Source organism: Streptococcus sp. HMSC072G04 (genome assembly GCF_001813295.1).
In the GTDB taxonomy this organism is placed as follows: domain Bacteria; phylum Bacillota; class Bacilli; order Lactobacillales; family Streptococcaceae; genus Streptococcus.
In genome coordinates this window covers 170,120-187,753 of record NZ_KV812016.1, presented here as the reverse complement: position 1 = coordinate 187,753, position 17,634 = coordinate 170,120, and the positions used below count along the sequence as shown (strand labels likewise).

The 17,634-nt window shown below is 41.4% G+C and carries 14 protein-coding genes; 1 reads left to right on the top strand and 13 read right to left on the bottom strand.

Annotated elements, in window-relative coordinates; genetic code table 11:
* Window positions 1–7: 7 nt before the first annotated feature.
* The 13 genes from HMPREF2904_RS03575 to HMPREF2904_RS03515 all read right to left on the bottom strand — a co-directional run bounded on the left by HMPREF2904_RS03575 (window position 8) and on the right by HMPREF2904_RS03515 (window position 15,075).
* Complete coding sequence (locus HMPREF2904_RS03575; protein ID WP_070660148.1) at window positions 8–1,519, bottom strand: YfcC family protein; 1,512 nt, start codon at window positions 1,517–1,519, stop codon at window positions 8–10.
* Window positions 1,520–1,643: 124 nt separating this feature from the next.
* Entirely contained in the window at window positions 1,644–2,588 is a 945-nt protein-coding gene (gene arcC, locus HMPREF2904_RS03570; RefSeq protein WP_070595140.1) for a carbamate kinase, read from the bottom strand.
* An 84-nt stretch (window positions 2,589–2,672) separates the two neighbouring features.
* Window positions 2,673–3,689 carry an ornithine carbamoyltransferase gene (gene argF / locus HMPREF2904_RS03565; RefSeq protein WP_070660144.1) on the bottom strand — a complete coding sequence of 339 codons (1,017 nt, stop codon included), beginning with the start codon at window positions 3,687–3,689 and terminating at the stop codon, window positions 2,673–2,675.
* A gap of 84 nt (window positions 3,690–3,773) precedes the next feature.
* Window positions 3,774–5,003 carry an arginine deiminase gene (gene arcA / locus HMPREF2904_RS03560; RefSeq protein WP_003002445.1) on the bottom strand — a complete coding sequence of 410 codons (1,230 nt, stop codon included), beginning with the start codon at window positions 5,001–5,003 and terminating at the stop codon, window positions 3,774–3,776.
* Between the two features lie 236 nt (window positions 5,004–5,239).
* Window positions 5,240–5,929 carry a Crp/Fnr family transcriptional regulator gene (locus HMPREF2904_RS03555; protein WP_070660142.1) on the bottom strand — a complete coding sequence of 230 codons (690 nt, stop codon included), beginning with the start codon at window positions 5,927–5,929 and terminating at the stop codon, window positions 5,240–5,242.
* A gap of 159 nt (window positions 5,930–6,088) precedes the next feature.
* Window positions 6,089–7,156 (bottom strand): serine hydrolase, encoded by a 1,068-nt coding sequence (locus HMPREF2904_RS03550; protein WP_070660139.1) that lies wholly within the window; start codon window positions 7,154–7,156, stop codon window positions 6,089–6,091.
* A 98-nt stretch (window positions 7,157–7,254) separates the two neighbouring features.
* A complete protein-coding gene (locus tag HMPREF2904_RS03545; RefSeq protein WP_070660135.1) occupies window positions 7,255–8,727 on the bottom strand; it encodes a helicase HerA-like domain-containing protein in 1,473 nt (490 codons plus the stop codon).
* 210 nt (window positions 8,728–8,937) lie between these two features.
* Window positions 8,938–9,543, bottom strand: coding sequence for a superoxide dismutase SodA (gene sodA / locus HMPREF2904_RS03540; RefSeq protein ID WP_003006336.1), 606 nt, complete (start codon window positions 9,541–9,543; stop codon window positions 8,938–8,940).
* An 88-nt stretch (window positions 9,544–9,631) separates the two neighbouring features.
* The gene (holA, locus tag HMPREF2904_RS03535; RefSeq protein WP_070660132.1) at window positions 9,632–10,666 is read right to left on the bottom strand and encodes a DNA polymerase III subunit delta; all 1,035 of its coding nucleotides are present in this window, start codon (window positions 10,664–10,666) and stop codon (window positions 9,632–9,634) included.
* Between the two features lie 23 nt (window positions 10,667–10,689).
* Complete coding sequence (locus HMPREF2904_RS03530) at window positions 10,690–11,292, bottom strand: DUF805 domain-containing protein (protein WP_070660129.1); 603 nt, start codon at window positions 11,290–11,292, stop codon at window positions 10,690–10,692.
* Window positions 11,293–11,367: 75 nt separating this feature from the next.
* Window positions 11,368–13,614: a DNA internalization-related competence protein ComEC/Rec2 gene (locus HMPREF2904_RS03525; RefSeq protein ID WP_070660126.1), complete on the bottom strand. Its 2,247-nt coding sequence runs from the start codon at window positions 13,612–13,614 to the stop codon at window positions 11,368–11,370.
* The gene (locus HMPREF2904_RS03520) at window positions 13,595–14,263 is read right to left on the bottom strand and encodes a helix-hairpin-helix domain-containing protein (protein ID WP_070660123.1); all 669 of its coding nucleotides are present in this window, start codon (window positions 14,261–14,263) and stop codon (window positions 13,595–13,597) included. The genes HMPREF2904_RS03525 and HMPREF2904_RS03520 overlap by 20 nt, the downstream gene beginning before the upstream one ends.
* Window positions 14,264–14,328: 65 nt before the next feature.
* Window positions 14,329–15,075 carry a lysophospholipid acyltransferase family protein gene (locus HMPREF2904_RS03515; RefSeq protein WP_070660119.1) on the bottom strand — a complete coding sequence of 249 codons (747 nt, stop codon included), beginning with the start codon at window positions 15,073–15,075 and terminating at the stop codon, window positions 14,329–14,331.
* 173 nt (window positions 15,076–15,248) lie between these two features.
* Here HMPREF2904_RS03515 and HMPREF2904_RS03510 point away from each other — a divergent pair, with 173 nt between their 5' ends.
* Entirely contained in the window at window positions 15,249–17,588 is a 2,340-nt protein-coding gene (locus HMPREF2904_RS03510) for a cation-translocating P-type ATPase (protein ID WP_070660117.1), read from the top strand.
* Window positions 17,589–17,634 lie beyond the last annotated feature (46 nt).

Below are 17,634 nucleotides of genomic sequence, written 5' to 3'. Positions count from 1 at the left end.
CTTTATTCTATTGCAAGAATGGAACCACAGTTCCTAGTAGAAGAAGGGCAATGGTGATCACAACAATCGCTACGACCAATTTACCCATGAATTTCCACCATGCACTCAAGTCAATACGTCCAAGAGCAAGAGCTCCCATTACGATACCTGAAGTTGGTGCTATCAAGTTCAAGACACCAGATGCAGATTGGTAAGCTGTGACAATCAAGCTACCTGGTACATTGACGAATTTACCAAGAGGTGCCATGATACCCATTGTTGCGCTGGCAAGACCAGATGATGATGGGATCAAGAATGACATTGGCAAGTAGAAAATGTAAGTCAAGACAATGAACAATTGAGATGAAAGACCTTTCAGTCCTTCTTCACCCCAGTGAAGAATTGTCGCAGTGATCATACCGTCGTTCATGATGACTTGGATACCACGTGCTACTGCTACGATAAGAGCAACACTCAAGAGGTCAGCTGCACCATTCATGAAAGATGAAATAATTTTATCTTCTTTCAAGCCATAAATGATACCAACGAGGATTCCCATGAAGGCAAAGAGCATAGCTGTTTGAGGGAAGTACCATGTACCAAGAGCATCTGTGTTACCGATCAATTGACCAAGTACTGGAATTTTATGGAGAGATTCGTTGAAGGTTTCAAAGAATTTAATACCCAAATCTTTGAATGGGATAAATCCAGCAACCATGATAACGAATGTTGAGATGAAGACGACCAAGACACGTTTTTGTTTCTTGTTCATTTGTGAAGGAATTTCTTCGCCACTATCAACATTGAAGTGTTTCAAATCTTCTTCACGAGTTGCATAGGTGAGAGATTTGGTTGGGTCTTTTTGAACCTTATCTGCATAACGGTATACATAGTATGTGCTAAGTCCTGTCAATACGATCCAGAAGATCACACGAAGTAAGAGACCTGAAGCACTTGAGATACCTGCAGTATCAGATGCGATAACTGTCGCAAATGGGTTCAATGTTGACGCCAAACATCCGATTTGTGATCCTAAAAGGATAATGGCTACCCCTGTCAAGCTGTCAAAACCAACGGACATCATAACAGGTACAAGAAGTGGATAGAAGGCCATGGTTTCTTCACCCATACCATAAGTTGTACCACCAAGGGCAAACAATGGCATCAAGATCAAAATCAACATTTTTTCGCGGCCTTTGTATTTACGAACGATAGAAGCAATCCCTACATCAAGGGTACCTGTTTCATTCACAACACCAAGGAAACCACCGACCATCAAGATAAAGAAGGCTACGTCAATCGCTGCACTGGTTGGTGCTTTACCAAGCATGGCATTGATTGGGGCCATCAAAACATCCCAAATTCCTTGAGGATGTGCTTTTACAGATTCATAACTACCTGCAATGATAGCACCTGCATCGTCAACCTTGTATTGACCAGCTGGAATAATCCAAGTTAACACTGCCATAATAGCAATGATAATTAACAATACGGAAAAAGATGAAGGCATCTTAAATCCTTTTTTTGTTTTTTCACTCATTTGTCTTCCTCCTAACGCAACAAAGTGTGAGTGATGTTTTACAAGAGTCTCTTGTAAAACGCTTACCTATAAACTTATTCTATCACAATAAGCTTTAAAATACTAGTTTTTTCCTAATTTTTCATTAGTCTTTTTGGATGATTGTTCCACTTTCAGACTCAATTAAAGCGCCAAGGTTTTCAAGTGACGTAATAACTGCTTTTCCTTCTGGACGACCATTGACGAAGGCAATCGCAGCTTCTACTTTAGGAAGCATGCTTCCTGGTGCAAATTGGTCTTGTTTGATATATTCTTCCAATTGAGCCACATTAACATGTTCCAATTTTGCTTGGTCTGGTTTGTTGTAGTTCACAAAGACATAATCGACACCAGTCAAGACGATGAAGAGGTCTGCTTCTACTAATTCAGCCAAACGTTGAGAGGCAAAGTCTTTATCGATAACAGCTTCCACACCAGTTAAGCTACCATCTGCTTCTTTCACAACTGGGATACCACCACCACCGGCTGCCACAACGACTTGACCGTCGTTCAACAAAGTACGGATGGTATTGATTTCTTTGATATCCACTGGTTTTGGTGAAGCCACGACTTTACGCCAGCCACGACCAGCATCTTCTTTGAAAGTTGCTCCTGATTTTTCAGCTTCTGCTTTTGCTTCTTCTTCTGAGTAGAATGGACCGATTGGTTTGCTGAGGTTGACAAAAGCTGGGTCGTTCTTATCAACAACGACTTGTGTCACAACAGAAGCCACATCTTTTTCGATTCCTTCTTCAAGAAGAGCATTTTGAAGAGCATTTTGAAGCCAGTAGCCAATACTTCCTTCGGTCATAGCAACTAATGAATCAAGTGGGAAAGCAGGGTTTTTTTCAGAGTTTGCTGCCAAGTGTTGGAGCAAGAGGTTCCCTACTTGAGGACCATTTCCGTGAGTGATGATCAAGTCATCCCCGTTTTTGATTAATTTGACTAAGTGTTTTGCTGTTTCTACAAGTGCTTCTTGTTGAGCTTGAGCAGAAGGATCAGATGAGAGAATAGCATTTCCTCCCAAAGCAACGACGATTTTTCTTGACATAAGTTTTCCCTTTCTATAAAAATAGGGGCAGGACTAAAGCTAGCAGTCCAGCCCCTATAGCTGTTGGTATACGGTTATAAAGTCTTAAACTTTTGGAATGTACAAGTTACCAAGAGTAGCTGCCATAACCGCTTTGATGGTGTGCATACGGTTTTCAGCTTGGTCAAAGTGACGAGCATATTTGCTGCGGAACACTTCGTCAGTAACTTCCATTTCTTCTACGCCGAATTTTTCAGCAACATCTTTACCGTAAACAGTGTTTGTATCGTGGAAGGCTGGCAAGCAGTGCAAGAAGATCAAGTCTTCGTTATCAGCTTTCTTAATCAAATCCATGTTTACTTGGTAAGGTTTCAAAAGGGCAACACGTTCTGCAAATTTATCTTCTTCACCCATTGATACCCAAACGTCAGTGTAAAGTACGTCTGCACCTTTCACAGCTTCGTCAGCATCTTCAGTGATCAAGATATGAGCGCCACTTTCTTTTGCAAATCCTTCTGCCAATTCAACGATTTCTTTTTCTGGGAAGAGTTCTTTTGGTGAGAAGATGTGTACGTTCACACCAAGGATAGCACCTGTTACAAGAAGGCTGTTCGCAACGTTGTTACGTCCATCACCACAGTATACAAGTGTCAAACCTTCAAGGCGTCCAAAGTTTTCTTGAACTGTCAAGTAGTCTGCAAGCATTTGAGTTGGGTGCCATTCGTCAGTCAAACCATTCCATACTGGAACACCTGAGAATTCAGCCAATTCTTCAACCATACGTTGGCTGAAACCACGGAATTCAATACCGTCAAACATACGTCCAAGAACTTTAGCAGTATCTTCTGTAGATTCTTTTTTACCAAGTTGGATGTCGTTTGCACCTAGATATTCTGGGTGAGCACCAAGGTCGATAGCTGCTGTTGTGAAGGCAGCACGAGTACGAGTTGAAGTTTTTTCAAACAAAAGCGCAATGTTTTTACCAGCAAGATAGTGGTGTTGGATGTTGCGTTTTTTAAGGTCTTTCAAGTGAGCTGAAAGTCCGATAAGGTATTCTAACTCTGCACGTGTAAAGTCTTTTTCTGCCAAGAAGCTACGTCCTTGGAACACTGAATTTGTCATTCTATTTGTCTCCTATTTTCTTTCTAGTATTGATCAGTAAGAAGAAAGAGCTGATCCCCAAAGACCAGCTCTCGGTCTTCTCTATTAGATTTCTTCACGCTCGAATGGCATTGACATACAACGAGGTCCACCACGACCGCGAACCAATTCACTTCCGCGGATCTTAATCAAACGAAGTCCGTATTCTTCTAATTTCTTGTTTGTGACTGTGTTACGGTCGTATACAACAACCACACCAGGTGCGATTGTAAGAGTATTTGAACCGTCGTTCCATTGTTCACGAGCAGCTGCAACCACATTGCCATCACCACAAGGGATCAATGTAACTTTTTCAACACCAAGGTTTTCAGCAAGCAATTCAGCCAAATCACCTTTTTCTTCAACAATCTTCAATGCTTCATTTTCATATGTTACAGAGAAAACGCGAAGGTTGCCTTGGATTTCTGGGTGGATGGTGAATTTATCGTAGTCCACCATTGTGAATACTGTATCCAAGTGCATGAATTTACGGTTGTTCGCAAATTCGAAAGCCAATACTTTCTTGAAGCCAACGTTCTTCTTGAAGATGTTTACCAACAATTTTTCAATTGATGCAGCATCTGTACGTTGTGAGATACCAACTGCCAAGACATCTTTAGAAAGGACCAATTCGTCCCCACCTTCGATACGAGTGTCTTCTTCACGGTTGTATACCAATTCTACATTACCACCATATACTGGGTGATATTTGAAGATGTATTTACCATACAAAGTTTCACGGTTACGTGTATCAGCATACATGTGGTTCAATGATACTGCATTCCCAATTGTAGCAAATGGGTCACGTGTGAAGTACAAGTTTGGCATTGGATCAATCGCAAATGGGTAGTCAGATTCAACAAGGTCTGTCAAGCCTTTGTCAGCTTCTGGAATTTCTGGAAGCTCAGCTTTTTGGAAACCAGCCATTGTTTTTTCAACCAATTCTTGGTTGTCTTCAATACCACGAAGGATTTCGCGAATAGCGTTTTTAGTTTGGCGTCCACGAATGTTTGCTTCATCAAGATATTCTTCGATGAATTGTTCGCGAATTTCTGGAGTAGTCAATGACTCAGCTGCCAATTTTTCAAGATAAAGTACTTCGATTCCTTCGTTACGAAGCGCTTGAGCAAAATTGTCGTGTTCTTTTTGTGCATCTTCCAAGAATGGAATATCATCAAAAAGAAGACGCTCTAGATAGTCAGGCATCAAGTTTTCCAACTCTTTACCTGGACGGTGCAACATTACTTTTTTCAGTTTTCCAATTTCTGAGAAAACATGAATTGGTTTAGTTGACATCTGTCATCCTCCTTTTTTCTTTGAGCTTGTTCACAAGCTTATTACAATTGTTATTATATTCTTTATTGGTACCGCTTTCACAAAGGATTCTGCTTTTTGAATGCAAAGAATTTGGCGTTTTTTTGAATCCTTCCTATTTTTTAGTTAATATGAAGCGTTTTCTTTGCATATTTTGTCTTTTATATTATTTTTATGAATATATATTTTTTTGTAAAAAATAAAAAAAGATCAACGAATTAGTTGATCTCTTCAAAACTTTTTAAAAAGTAGGCTGTATCTAGAAAAGTTAGTTGTTTTCTCTCATACTGGATCTTATGAGAATCGATGAGTTTCTTTAAAACTTGATTGACGGTTTCTCTAGTTGTGGCTGCTAATTTGGCCATTTCCTTCATACTAATTGGAAATGGAAGCTGATTTCCTAGACCTTCATAGTCCATGCACAGAATGGCTAAGGATTGAATCACGCGCTCACTAGCACTAGCTGTCACAACATTGCGCAAGCGCAACTCTTGAAATTCTAGGATGGAGGAGAGCTTTCTCATAATAAAGAGCAACTGCTCCTTGCTCTCTTGGGCATATAATTCATAGAGATTGACTGGGATAACGAAACAACGCAAATCCGTGACTGCACTAGCTGTATAGTGGTATCGCTCATCCTGGAACATCCCACCATAAGGGAACAAAGCTCCCTTCTTTATATAATCCATATAGGAGAATTGGTCCGACGAATCAAATTGCTCAATACGAGCAAAGCCTTTTGCCAGAAGAAAAATGCGCTCCCGCTTATCTCCCGCATAAAATAAAATTTGTCCTTTAGGGATATCCCTGGCATGAATTTCAACAGCTAATTTATCAAATAGCTCCACTGGTAGCGCAGAAAAGGCTGGATGCGAGCGGAGCAACTGGTAATCTTCCTTTGTAATCATGTCTATACTTCCTCTTATTACTATTAGTAGTATAACATACTTTTTATAGAAAAGGGAAAGAAGTCTCTTTAGAACAGAAAAGTAATTCGAAACACCAAGTCATTTTCATGATACTTTGTTAGAAGAAAAGGTCTGAGCAAAACTCAGACCTTTTGTCGATTATTCATTCATATTGACACGATGCCATTCATTGATAACATAAGCCAATTGCCCCAATTGATAAAGACCAACGCCACTGATTTCAGAACTTTCTGGAGTCGTACCTCCAAGTCCTGCAGTGTAGATGGCAACTAAATAAGGAGTCGATTCATGGACAATCGCATCCACATTGAGCGCTTCCGCAACATACCCTGGTTTTTGTTGAATCACCAAATCTGGCAAGAATTTTTTATAGTACTCACCTGGGAAAGACTCCCCGATCAGTTCTAGTAAATCTGCATATTTTTCTTGATGATTCCAAAGGTATTCCAAGACATGGATGTAATAATCCGTTGTCGTTTTATTATCTTCGCTAAAGGTTTTAACCTCTGGTGAACGAGATTGACCATAGCGACTGAACAACTTACGCGCTTGCTCCATCCCCCCTAAACGATCTGCCAAAGCATAGGCTGGGGTATTTTCAGAGTAAACCAATGAATAGCGCTGCATATCAGGGATAGACATAGCTCCATCAAAGGCAGCAACATAATTGTCATGCTCCCCTACATATTCATAGTAGGTGTTGGTAATGTCAAACCGGTCTGTTAAATTCAGCTTGCCCTTTGCGACTTCATCCACCACCAACATGTTCAACGGTAGCTTATAGGTACTACCTGCCGTCATTGGTTGAAGATCATTCATGGCAAATTGCTCCCCAGTAATGGCATTGCGATACGTGAAGGCAACTTGTGACGGATCAATTCCACTTTCAGCTAGGAAATCCTGGACAACCTCTACCAAACCTTTATTAGCATAATCATAGACAAGGCCATAAGCGCTCATCGTTTCCATGTCTGCATCTACCACTGCTTGCTTAGCTTCAGGAGATTTGACATGTGGTTTTTTCGTCTCAGGGGTAGACTTTTCGATATCTTGTTCTTTTGCTTCTTTTGTTTTCTTTGCTTTTTTTTCAATTGCTGATGCTGTTGGTTGCGTAACATGCAAGTAGCCCAGTGCGCCTGTTCCCACTAAGCACAATAAAATACTGACCGCAATCATGATCGAGCGTAGATTAAAATATTTTTTCATACGAGATTAATTATAAAAGATTCTACTGAAAATAACAAGAATTATCAGAAAGAGAAAACGGTTTCTTTTTAAAAAGTATTTTTCTTTTCATAAAAGGCTTATTTCCGTTTAAAGGAGCCCATAATTAGCTTAGCGATCTCACGCGCAATCGTCCGGAATAAGGAACTCAAGAAGGAATCTTTTGCCTTTTCAAGACTAGATTTTCTTGGACGACCCGGACTACGTTTTTGAGCCGCCTTATCTGCTGCAGCCTCTTCCTTTTCTGCTTCTTTTTGCTCTTTTTCTTGTGCTTCCTTGCTTGCTTTAGCTGCTAATTTTTCATAGGCAGATTCCCGATCAATCGTCGTCGCATACTTTTGATGGAAAGGCGATGTTGTGATCAAGGCCAATTGTTCACTCTCATTTAAGAGGTCAAAACTCGATTGAGGAGAGAGAATATAAGCACGCTCAACCACACTAGGCTGTCCCTTTTCATTCAGGAAAGAAACTAAGGCTTCCCCTGTCCCTAATTCTGTGATCACTGTTTCTGTATCAAAAGCTGGATTCGGACGAAAACTTTGGGCAGCAACCTTGATCGCCTTCATTTCTTTGGGTGTATAAGCTCGAAGTGCATGCTGAACACGATTTCCAAGCTGTGCCAAAACAGATTCTGGAAGGTCTTGAGGATTTTGGGTAATAAAATAAATCCCTACACCCTTCGAACGAATCATGCGTACCACTTGCTCGACCTTCTCAAGAAAGAGCTTGCTTGCATCCTTAAAGAGGAGATGCGCTTCATCAAAGAAGAAGACCAATTTTGGCTTTTCAGGATCCCCAACCTCTGGAAGTGTTTCAAAGAGACGAGACAGCATCCAAATCAAAAAGGTTGAGTACAATTTTGGTGAATGAAAGAGCTTTGTAGCCGAAAGAATATTGATATAACCACGACCAGATGCATCAAGTTGCATGAAGTCATTTAAATCAAGTGCGGGCTCTCCGAAAAACTGGTCTGCTCCTTCTTCTTCGAGAACCAAGAGATTTCTTTGGATCGCTCCGACAGATTGTTTGGTGATATTGCCATATTGGGCCGAATAGTCTGAACTGTGTTCATAGACTTCCTTTAAAAGGCTTTGCAGGTCCTTCAAATCAATTAAAGGCCAATCTTTCTCTTGGGCTACTTTAAAGACAATTGCGAGAATTCCTGATTGGGTTTCATTCAAATCAAGCAGACGAGAAAGAAGCAATGACCCCATCCCTTCGACAGTCGCCCGAACAGGATGACCAGCTTGGCCGAAAACATCCCACAATCGAACTGGGAAGGCTTGTGGCTCAAACGGTTCTGTGATCCCAAGAAGCTTGTAGCGTTCTTCCAGTTTTGGCGTCCATTGCCCTGCTTTGGCTAAGCCAGATAAATCTCCCTTGATATCGGCTAGAAAGACCGGAATGCCTTCTTTGCTTAATTTTTCTGTTAGGACCTTGAGAGTAACCGTTTTTCCTGTTCCTGTTGCACCTGCAATCAAGCCATGACGATTCAACATCCGCAAATAGATAGGCGTCTCAACGGCTCCTTTGGTAATAGTAATACTAGTCATTTCATTTCTCCCTGAATGTTTCAGTTTTCATTTTAAGGTTTATCTTTTCCTTGCCTAGGCCCTTCAAACCAGGCTTCAGACAAGTAAGACACACTCCTACTAGTGTATCATTTTCCTGACCAAACGCAAGAAATTATACTCCGATTTTCCGGATGCACATAAAAAAATCTATAAGAGCCAATACTTGCTCTTATAGATTCCTTCATTTTATTATTTTGCTGCTGCAAACAATTCATTAACTTTATTCCAGTTAATCACTGAGAAGAAAGCTTTGATGTAGTCAGGACGTACGTTACGGTATTTCACGTAGTAGGCATGTTCCCAAACATCCAAACCAAGGATTGGTGTTTTACCTTCAGAGATTGGTGTATCTTGGTTTGCTGTTGAAGTCACTTCGAGTTTGCCTTCTTTGTTGACAACCAACCATGCCCAGCCAGAACCAAAACGTGTCGTTGCTGCTGCTGTGAAGGCTGCTTTGAAGTCTTCAAATGAACCAAATGTAGCATCAATCGCTGCAGCAAGTTCTGCTGAAGGAGCTGTTTGTTCTGGAGTCATCAATTCCCAGAAAAGAGCGTGGTTCAAATGACCACCACCATTGTTGATCACAGCTTGGCGAATGTCAGCTGGAATGGATTCAACATCAGCTAACAAGCTTTCAAGGTCTTCTCCAATTTCAGGATGTTTTTCAAGAGCTGCATTCACATTGTTTACATATGTTTGATGGTGTTTATCATGGTGCAAATGCATGGTTTCTTCATCGATATAAGGTTCCAATGCATCATAAGCATATGGTAATTCTGGTAAAATGATAGCCATTTTATGGTCCTCTTTTCTTTATTACTGACTTGATGATAACGTAAACAGCTAAATTATTCAACTAATCTGCTTGCGATTTCATTCATCGTTAGACGCTATTAGCTACTTTCAACAGGGCCAAATCAAATAAGTAGTCTTTTTCATATGTTCCACTTTTAATCGCATAATCCGTCTCGATGAAGGTCATCATAGCTTGCTTCAAAAAGGACAAGGAAAGCCTGCGGCTATCCCGTAAGGCAAACTTCACCTGATAAGGATTGACCTTGCGTCCTGACAACTCCGACAAGCTCGCTACAATTTGGCTTTCGGATTGGCCTTCTTCTGAGAAAATTTTAACTTGAGAAAACATTCGGAATTGTCCCAACAAAATAGCGATCAATTTTATTTCATCTTCTCCTTGTAAGCGGAGATCCTTAACCAAATTCCGGGCTTGATCGATTTGGCGTTTGAGAATCATCTGTGTCAGATCAAAAATATTATCTTGCAAGGACTTTGGAACAACCTCCTTGATATCTTGGAGGGTAATCTGACCATCTTCTTTATAAGCCTGCAACAGAGCGAGATTCTTCTGTAACTCTCCAAAATCATAGCCAGATTTTAAGAGTAGCTGGTCCAAGGAATCGCCCACAAACTGTATGCCCAATTCTTGTGCCTGACTTGCAAAATAACGCTTTAAATCTTGCTCTTTAGGTGTTGTTGCTTCAATGATCTGGGCATCCCGTTTTAGGAGTTTGACTAAGCGACGCTTACTATCTAATTTTCCTTCTGCAAATATCACCAAACGGGTTGATTCAGAAGGATTTTCCAGATAATTTTCAAATTGCTTCAGATCTTCATCGGTTAAATTTCGTTTTTTGGCAGTGGTCAAATCCAATAAGTGATCCAAAATCACGATTTTTTCATCTGCAAAAAAGGGAAGACTAACCAAATCCAGCTCGACTTCAGCATAGGAGGCTTCCTTCATATCAAAATAAGAATAATTCAAATCTGAGGGATCATAGCCTATTTTTTTAAAAATGTCTTTTTTTAACCATTCAAATTGACCTACATCCTCACCCGTCAATACAAGAATAGGAGGCAGAGTTTGAACCGTCAGATGTTTAGTGTCGGTAATTGCTTGCATGAAACTCTCTTATCTCTATCAGTCTAGTGTATTTCGTGTTCAGCAGCCATTTTTTGTTCCAATGGTGGTTTTTCATCAGACAAATCAGGTGCTGCTACAAAATTTGGAATTTGCTTAAACGAGTTGCCGCCAAAGCTCCCCCCTGTCGCTGTGACCTGTGGTTCAGAAGCCACTCCCATAGGAGTTTCTACTGGTTGTGGGAAGGTGTTTTTCCCTGGAAGCATCATGAGAATTAAGAGAGAAATAACTGTAATCCCCCAAAGAAATAGGAAAATATCTAGCCCTGACAATAAATAGAGGAAAACCGGACCAAGGTTCAAAAAGATCCAAGACCAATGGATTCCAGCATCTCGCAAGCGACGCACACAAATGGCTTGACTGGGTACCAAAATGAGGAAGTAAAAGAATGCTAAGACAGCGAGCGCCCATAAACCTGTCTTAGAATGAACAGTTGAAAAATTGAGCGTTTCTTGAGCATTTTGATGGGATAAAGAGGTCACGATGTAAAAAACCCAAAGAGGCAAAGAAATCAGGGAATTCCAGAAAAAAGCTAGCCAAAAATGGGCCCGACTGGTCTTACTTGAAAAATCTGCATACTGTATCCAAAATTGCTTAAATGCGTTCATACGATTCTACCTTTACATTGATTTCACTTTCTATAATAGCAATTTTCAGCATAGAAAGCAAACCTCTCCTCGTCTCTAGCGGACTGTTTCTACCCTCCAATGGTCCCACCCAATCAAGCGAATTGCTCCCCTTTCATCGGTACGAAGATAAGAAATAGAGCGTTCCTCTAGACGATCGAGCAATTCTTTATGGGGATGTTGGTAGCGATTTTTCTTTCCAACAGAGATCAAGGCCAACTGAGGATGTAACTGATCTAAAAACACATCACTAGAGGAACCTTTAGAACCGTGGTGGCCTACTTTCAAGACATCTACTTGTAATTGTGGATCCTTTTTCAATAGTTTTTTCTCTCCAGCTTCTTCCAAATCACCCGTGAACAAAAATCGTTTCTGATAGAACTGCCCATAGAGGACAATCGAATCATCATTTTTACCATCCCCCACTTCATCAGGGGATAAGACTTCTAGATGATGATCAAAAATAGGTAGTTGATCTCCTCTCTGGACTACTTTAATCGGACTATGAAGCTGTTTCAATTTCTCTCGAAATTGAGAATTAGTTAGACTACCTGGACTGACATACACTTTTTTTACTGGGATTTGTTTGGCAACCTCCACCATATCGCCCATATGGTCCTGGTCTGTATGAGTCAAGACCAAAGCATCGAGTTTTCCAACACCTCGACTCTTGAGATAGGGAATCAAGGTTTGATCCGCATTGGCAGATTGACTGCGCTCTTGCCACTTTTCTCCACTTTTAAAAGTGACACGTCCTCCGACATCAATCAATATGGTTCTTCCTTTCCAATCGCGTAAAAAGATACTGTCTCCTTGACCGATATCCACCATGGTAATCTCATTTTCTAAAGGATGCTTGGTCCAACAAAAGATGAGTAGAATCATGCCTATTAACAGGAAACGACGTTTTTTTTGCTTTCGAAGATCATACAAGATTCCTAAAAGAAAGAAGAGAGCAATCAGAGCTGGTCCCGTCGGCTGACCAAATACCAAAGGTAGCGACGTGAGCTTTGAAATCCAACGAATACACTCCTCTATGAGAAGAAAGAAACTGTTAAAAATTGTAAGGGGCTTTAGAATCGATAAGATAAATAGCACCGTTAAACCTGGAAGAAGGACAAGGTCAAATAAGAAAGAAAAGAGGAAGGTTAAAGGGAGTGACCACGGTTGAAAGACACTAAAGTAATAGGTCAAAAGGGGCAAAATTCCCAGGCTAATCCAGAAACTTTCCACTAGTAGCTTTTTAAGTCCTGAATAAGAACTGGTATCTACCAAGGTCAAAATAAAGGCGTAGGCACAACTCAAGACCCCTCCAGCTGTCAGAAGAAACTTGGGCATGAGCAACATTAAGATCATCAAGGTCATCGCCATATTCTCCATCCCTCGGATCCCCTTTTGAGAGAGGATCTTCTGCAAGAGACTACGAACCACTGAAACTGAAAAACCTGTCAAGCCAGCATACACCAAAGAAATTGGAAGCATCCAGATATCGACTGTCTCTTGTAAGATTCCTAGACGTAAGAGAGCTTTCCGGATCCCATTGATGAAAAAGCCGACCTGCATCCCAGATAAGGCGAACAAATGGATGATGCCTAAACTCGTGTAAAGCTGGTCCATATCTTCAAAATCCGTATCTAAATAGCCAAAAAGAAGGCCGGTCATATACTGGTTCATTGGCTGCGGAAAGTGCTCCTTGCTCCAAACAATGGCTTGGCGCCTCCATTGAGATAGCCAGTCAAAAACATTCCAAGTCTGTATAGGAAGCGCGGATTGGATCGCTTCGATTTTTATTTGATAGTGAATGCCCTGTGTTTCCAAATAAGACCGATAGTCAAATCCTCTAAAATTTCGTTGTCCTTCTGGTTCTTCTATAACACCTTTATATGTCAACTCCATCAAGTGGGTTTGACTTTGCCACTGCTGTTTTTCTTTTTCTGATTTTAAAGTGTAGAAGACTTGGTAGGTCCTTCCCTGATTTTTAGCACGAAAAGACAGGGTATCCCCATTGATCTTGATAGTATCTGGAATCAGGCGTAAGTGGGGTGGGGGCTGACTTTCTACTTGTACTGGATGATCCTGTAGTCGCTGAAAAACAAAGAAGGCCGCAAAACAAAGGATTGCAAAACCAAGCCCTAGCAAACTTGAGCGTTCCCCTTTATAGTGATGAAGCGCTAAAACTCCCACTACTACTAGACCGCTGATCGAAAGCCAAGATGGTTGATAGATACTAAAATACAGCCATAGGAGCACAAAGGCGAGATGGACAAGCGAAAAAGGAAGGTCTTTAATCCACCGTGAAAGCATCTCTTAGTTTCTCCAGTGTTTTTTCTCCGATTCCTGAAACATTCTTCAGATCATCCACTGATCGAAAAGGACCATTTGCTTCGCGATAGGCGATAATGTCCTGGGCACGTTTCTGGCCAATGCCTGATACTGTCTGGAGATCTGATTCGGTTGCTCGATTTAAATGGACCTTGCCTGTTTTTTCTGCTGGCGCTGACGAAGTTGCAGGACTTTCTGAACTTCCAAGTGCTGGAACATCCTCTCCTTCTTTAGCAACATAGATCACTGCTTCATCGGTGAGTTTTTGCGCCAAGTTGACCGATTGGCTATTGGCATCTGCTGTCATCCCGCCTGCCTTATAAATAGCATCGTGGACTCTGCTATTGGAGCGCAACTCATAGACACCTGGTTGTTTGACGGCTCCTTTGACATCGACCGTAATGATCTCGGGTGCATCAGACACAGAAGTCGCCGTCTTTTCTTCTTTGGAACTAGTGGTCTGCACCTTTTCTTTGCTCGAAGTTGAACTAGAAGCCTGATAAAGATCCGGTATGGTGGATGCACTTGACTGAGGTCGATGAAAAAGAAAATACCCTCCAAGTAAGAGTCCGATAGCAGTAAGAGCTAAAAAGAGCTTATATTCTTTGATTTTTTCGATGATATCCTCCATAAGAAACCTCCTCTCACTTTTATTATTCGTAAAAATAAAAAAAACTGAGAAAAACTCTCAGTTTTTTACTTGTTTTTCCGATGTTTGTCTGGATCCCATACAAAGCTGGCTAGGTAACTAAAGAGCAAGGTCAAGATGGCCACGACTAAGACAAGAGGAATCAAAAGGATTTTTAACAAACGAATCAAGATAAACGGTTTTGTTGGGGTGTTGATCGCTTGCGCTTCCGCATCCAAACGGTCAAACTCCTCTTGAATACGACGGGCAACTTCTACCACTCCTTCGTCATTCATCTTTTTAATATCCGAAATATCAATCGGATGTCCAAAGTTCATATCAATGCGTTCACCCGTTGCCAACCCTTTCAAGTCTCTTGGACCAGTATATGTCACTGGCATGATACGGACCTTAGCCATTTTGGCAATGATGGCAACACCGCCTTTGACGTCTTGAGAATGACGGCTTCCACTTGGAAACATAATCAAGGAACGGTTGCTCTTTTTCAGCATATTGACAGGATACTTAATGGCTTCTGCTCCCGGATTTTCACGGTCGATCGGAAAAGCCCCACACATACGAATCCACCAGCCAAAAATACGATTGGTGAAGAGTTCTTTTTTCGCCATAAAGATAAACTGCTTTGGCTTGGTCGCAAAGGCCATATAGACTGGATCCCACCAGGTCCGGTGAGGCGATACCAATATGTAGTTCTCTTCCTGATCTGGAATATTGTCCTTATGATGGTAATGGGCATTCCCATTTAAAACCCAAAGAATAAAGGCAACAAGGCCACGTAAATAGGTATAAAACATAGTTGTTCCTCAAATCCATTTCATTAATCTCTACAAGATATTCCATCCTGTAAAACGTTCTTTCTTATTATACCGTATCCTGATTTTGACCGCAAACTTTTTTTAGATAAAAAATGTCTCAGCGGACCGATTCTAGATAGTCTTTTTCGCAAAAAAATGATATCATATTGTCTATGGAAACGAATGAATTAAAGGGGTTATCCCTCAGTGAAGTCCGCAAGAAAATGGATCGCGGACAAACCAATGATTTTACAACGAATACAAGTACCAGTACCTGGCAAATCATCAAGCGCAACGTCTTCACCTTGTTTAATACCTTAAACTTTGTGATTGCCGTAGCCTTGGCTGCTGTACAGGCCTGGAGCAATATGATCTTTTTCGCGGTTATTTGCTTCAATGCCATTACAGGAATCATGACCGAGATGCGCGCCAAGCGGATGATTGATAAGCTCAACCTCATGAGTCGTGAGCTAGTGACTGTCATTCGAGACGGGGAAAAAGATGCGATTCCACCAGAAAAGCTTGTTCTGGGTGATTTAATGCTCTTATCTTCGGGTGAGCAGATCCCTAGTGATGCCGAAGTCATGTCTGGTATCGCTGAAGCCAATGAGGCTATGCTGACTGGTGAGAGTGATCTGGTCTTAAAAGAAGTTGGCGATGAACTGCTTTCTGGTAGTTATATTGCCAGTGGTCAAGTCTATGCCCGTGTCAAGCGAGTTGGAGCAAACAACTATGCCAACAAACTGATGATGGAAGCTAAAACCTTGAAGCCTATCAATTCGCGTATTCTTTATAACTTAGCGAAAATTTCAAGCTTCACTGGTAAAATTATCATTCCATTTGGCCTTGCCCTCTTCTTTGAAGCATTGTTGATCAAGATGCTGCCAATCAAGGATTCTGTCGTGAATTCTTCCACAGCTCTCCTGGGAATGTTGCCAAAAGGAATCGCTTTACTGACAGTTACGTCTCTTTTGACAGCGGTTATTAAGCTCGGTATGCGCAAGGTTCTTGTCCAAGAAATGTACTCAGTAGAAACCCTGGCGCGTGTGGATACCTTGTGCCTTGATAAGACCGGTACCATCACCCAAGGGAAGATGACAGTTGAAACTCTCCATAGCTTATCTGATCATTTTTCTGAACAGACGATCCAGGTCATCCTCTCTGCTTACATGCAATATAGCGAGGACACCAATCCTACTGCTCAAGCTATTCGCAAGGCTTATGGGGAGTTGGAGCATGCTTATACTGCGGAAAACATTATTCCTTTCTCAAGTGATCGGAAATGGGGAGCCATGCACCTATCCAACCTTGGAACCGTCTTTCTCGGTGCTCCTGAAATGCTCCTTCAAGAAAATCCAGCTGCTGTCGTCGAAGCACAAGCTCGTGGATCACGCGTGCTCGTCTTGGCTCATAGTTCAGAACTGATCAGCATGCAGGAATTGAATCTGCCTGAAAATCTTGAAGGGATTGCGGTTATTGAGATTACAGACCCCATTCGTGAAGGGGCTTCAGATACTCTTGAGTATTTGCGCTCTCAAGGAGTGGATCTCAAAATCATCTCTGGTGACAACCCTGTGACGGTCTCTTATATCGCTCAACAAGCTGGCTTCGAAAATTATGAGAACTACATCGATTGTTCAAAAATTTCTGATGATCAATTAGTGGATCAAGCAGAAGAAACAGCTATCTTTGGGCGCGTGTCCCCTCACCAGAAAAAACTGCTTATCCAAACCTTGAAAGCAGCTGGTCGGACGACTGCTATGACAGGAGATGGGGTCAATGATATTCTTGCTCTTCGCGAAGCAGACTGCTCCATCGTGATGGCTGAAGGAGATCCCGCAACCCGTCAAATTGCCAATATTGTTCTTTTGAACTCTGACTTTAATGACGTTCCAGAAATTCTTTTTGAAGGCCGTCGTGTGGTGAATAACATTGGACGAATCGCTCCAATCTTCTTTATCAAAACGATCTATTCCTTCCTCTTGGCTATCATCTGTATCGCCAGTGCTCTCTTCTTTAACGTCAACTATTTGCTGATTTTCCCTTTCATTCCTATTCAAATCACCCTGATCGACCAATTCGTCGAAGGATTCCCACCATTTGTATTGACCTTTGAACGCAATATCAAACCGGTTGAAAAACACTTCTTGAGACGTTCCCTTCTGTTAGCCTTACCAAGCGCCTTGATGGTCGTCTTTAGTGTCTTGTTTATTCGCCTTTGGGGAGCAAGCCATGGTTGGTCTGCAGCCGATATGTCTACTGTATCCTACTACTTACTTGGATCCATCGGTTTCCTATCCGTTATCCGTGCTTGCCTGCCACTAAATATCTGGCGGGCCCTCCTCATTCTCTTCTCTGTAGTAGGATTCTACGCATCTGCGATCGTGTTGAAAAACTTGATCGAGATTTCCCTCCTTACAGCCACTACTTTCCCAGTTTATCTGGCATTGATGGCCATCTTTACAGGAGTCTTTATCCTCACTACAATTCTCCAAAAATATGAATTTGATTAAAAAAAGTTGAGAGTAAAACTCTCAACTTTTTATGTTTTATCGATCT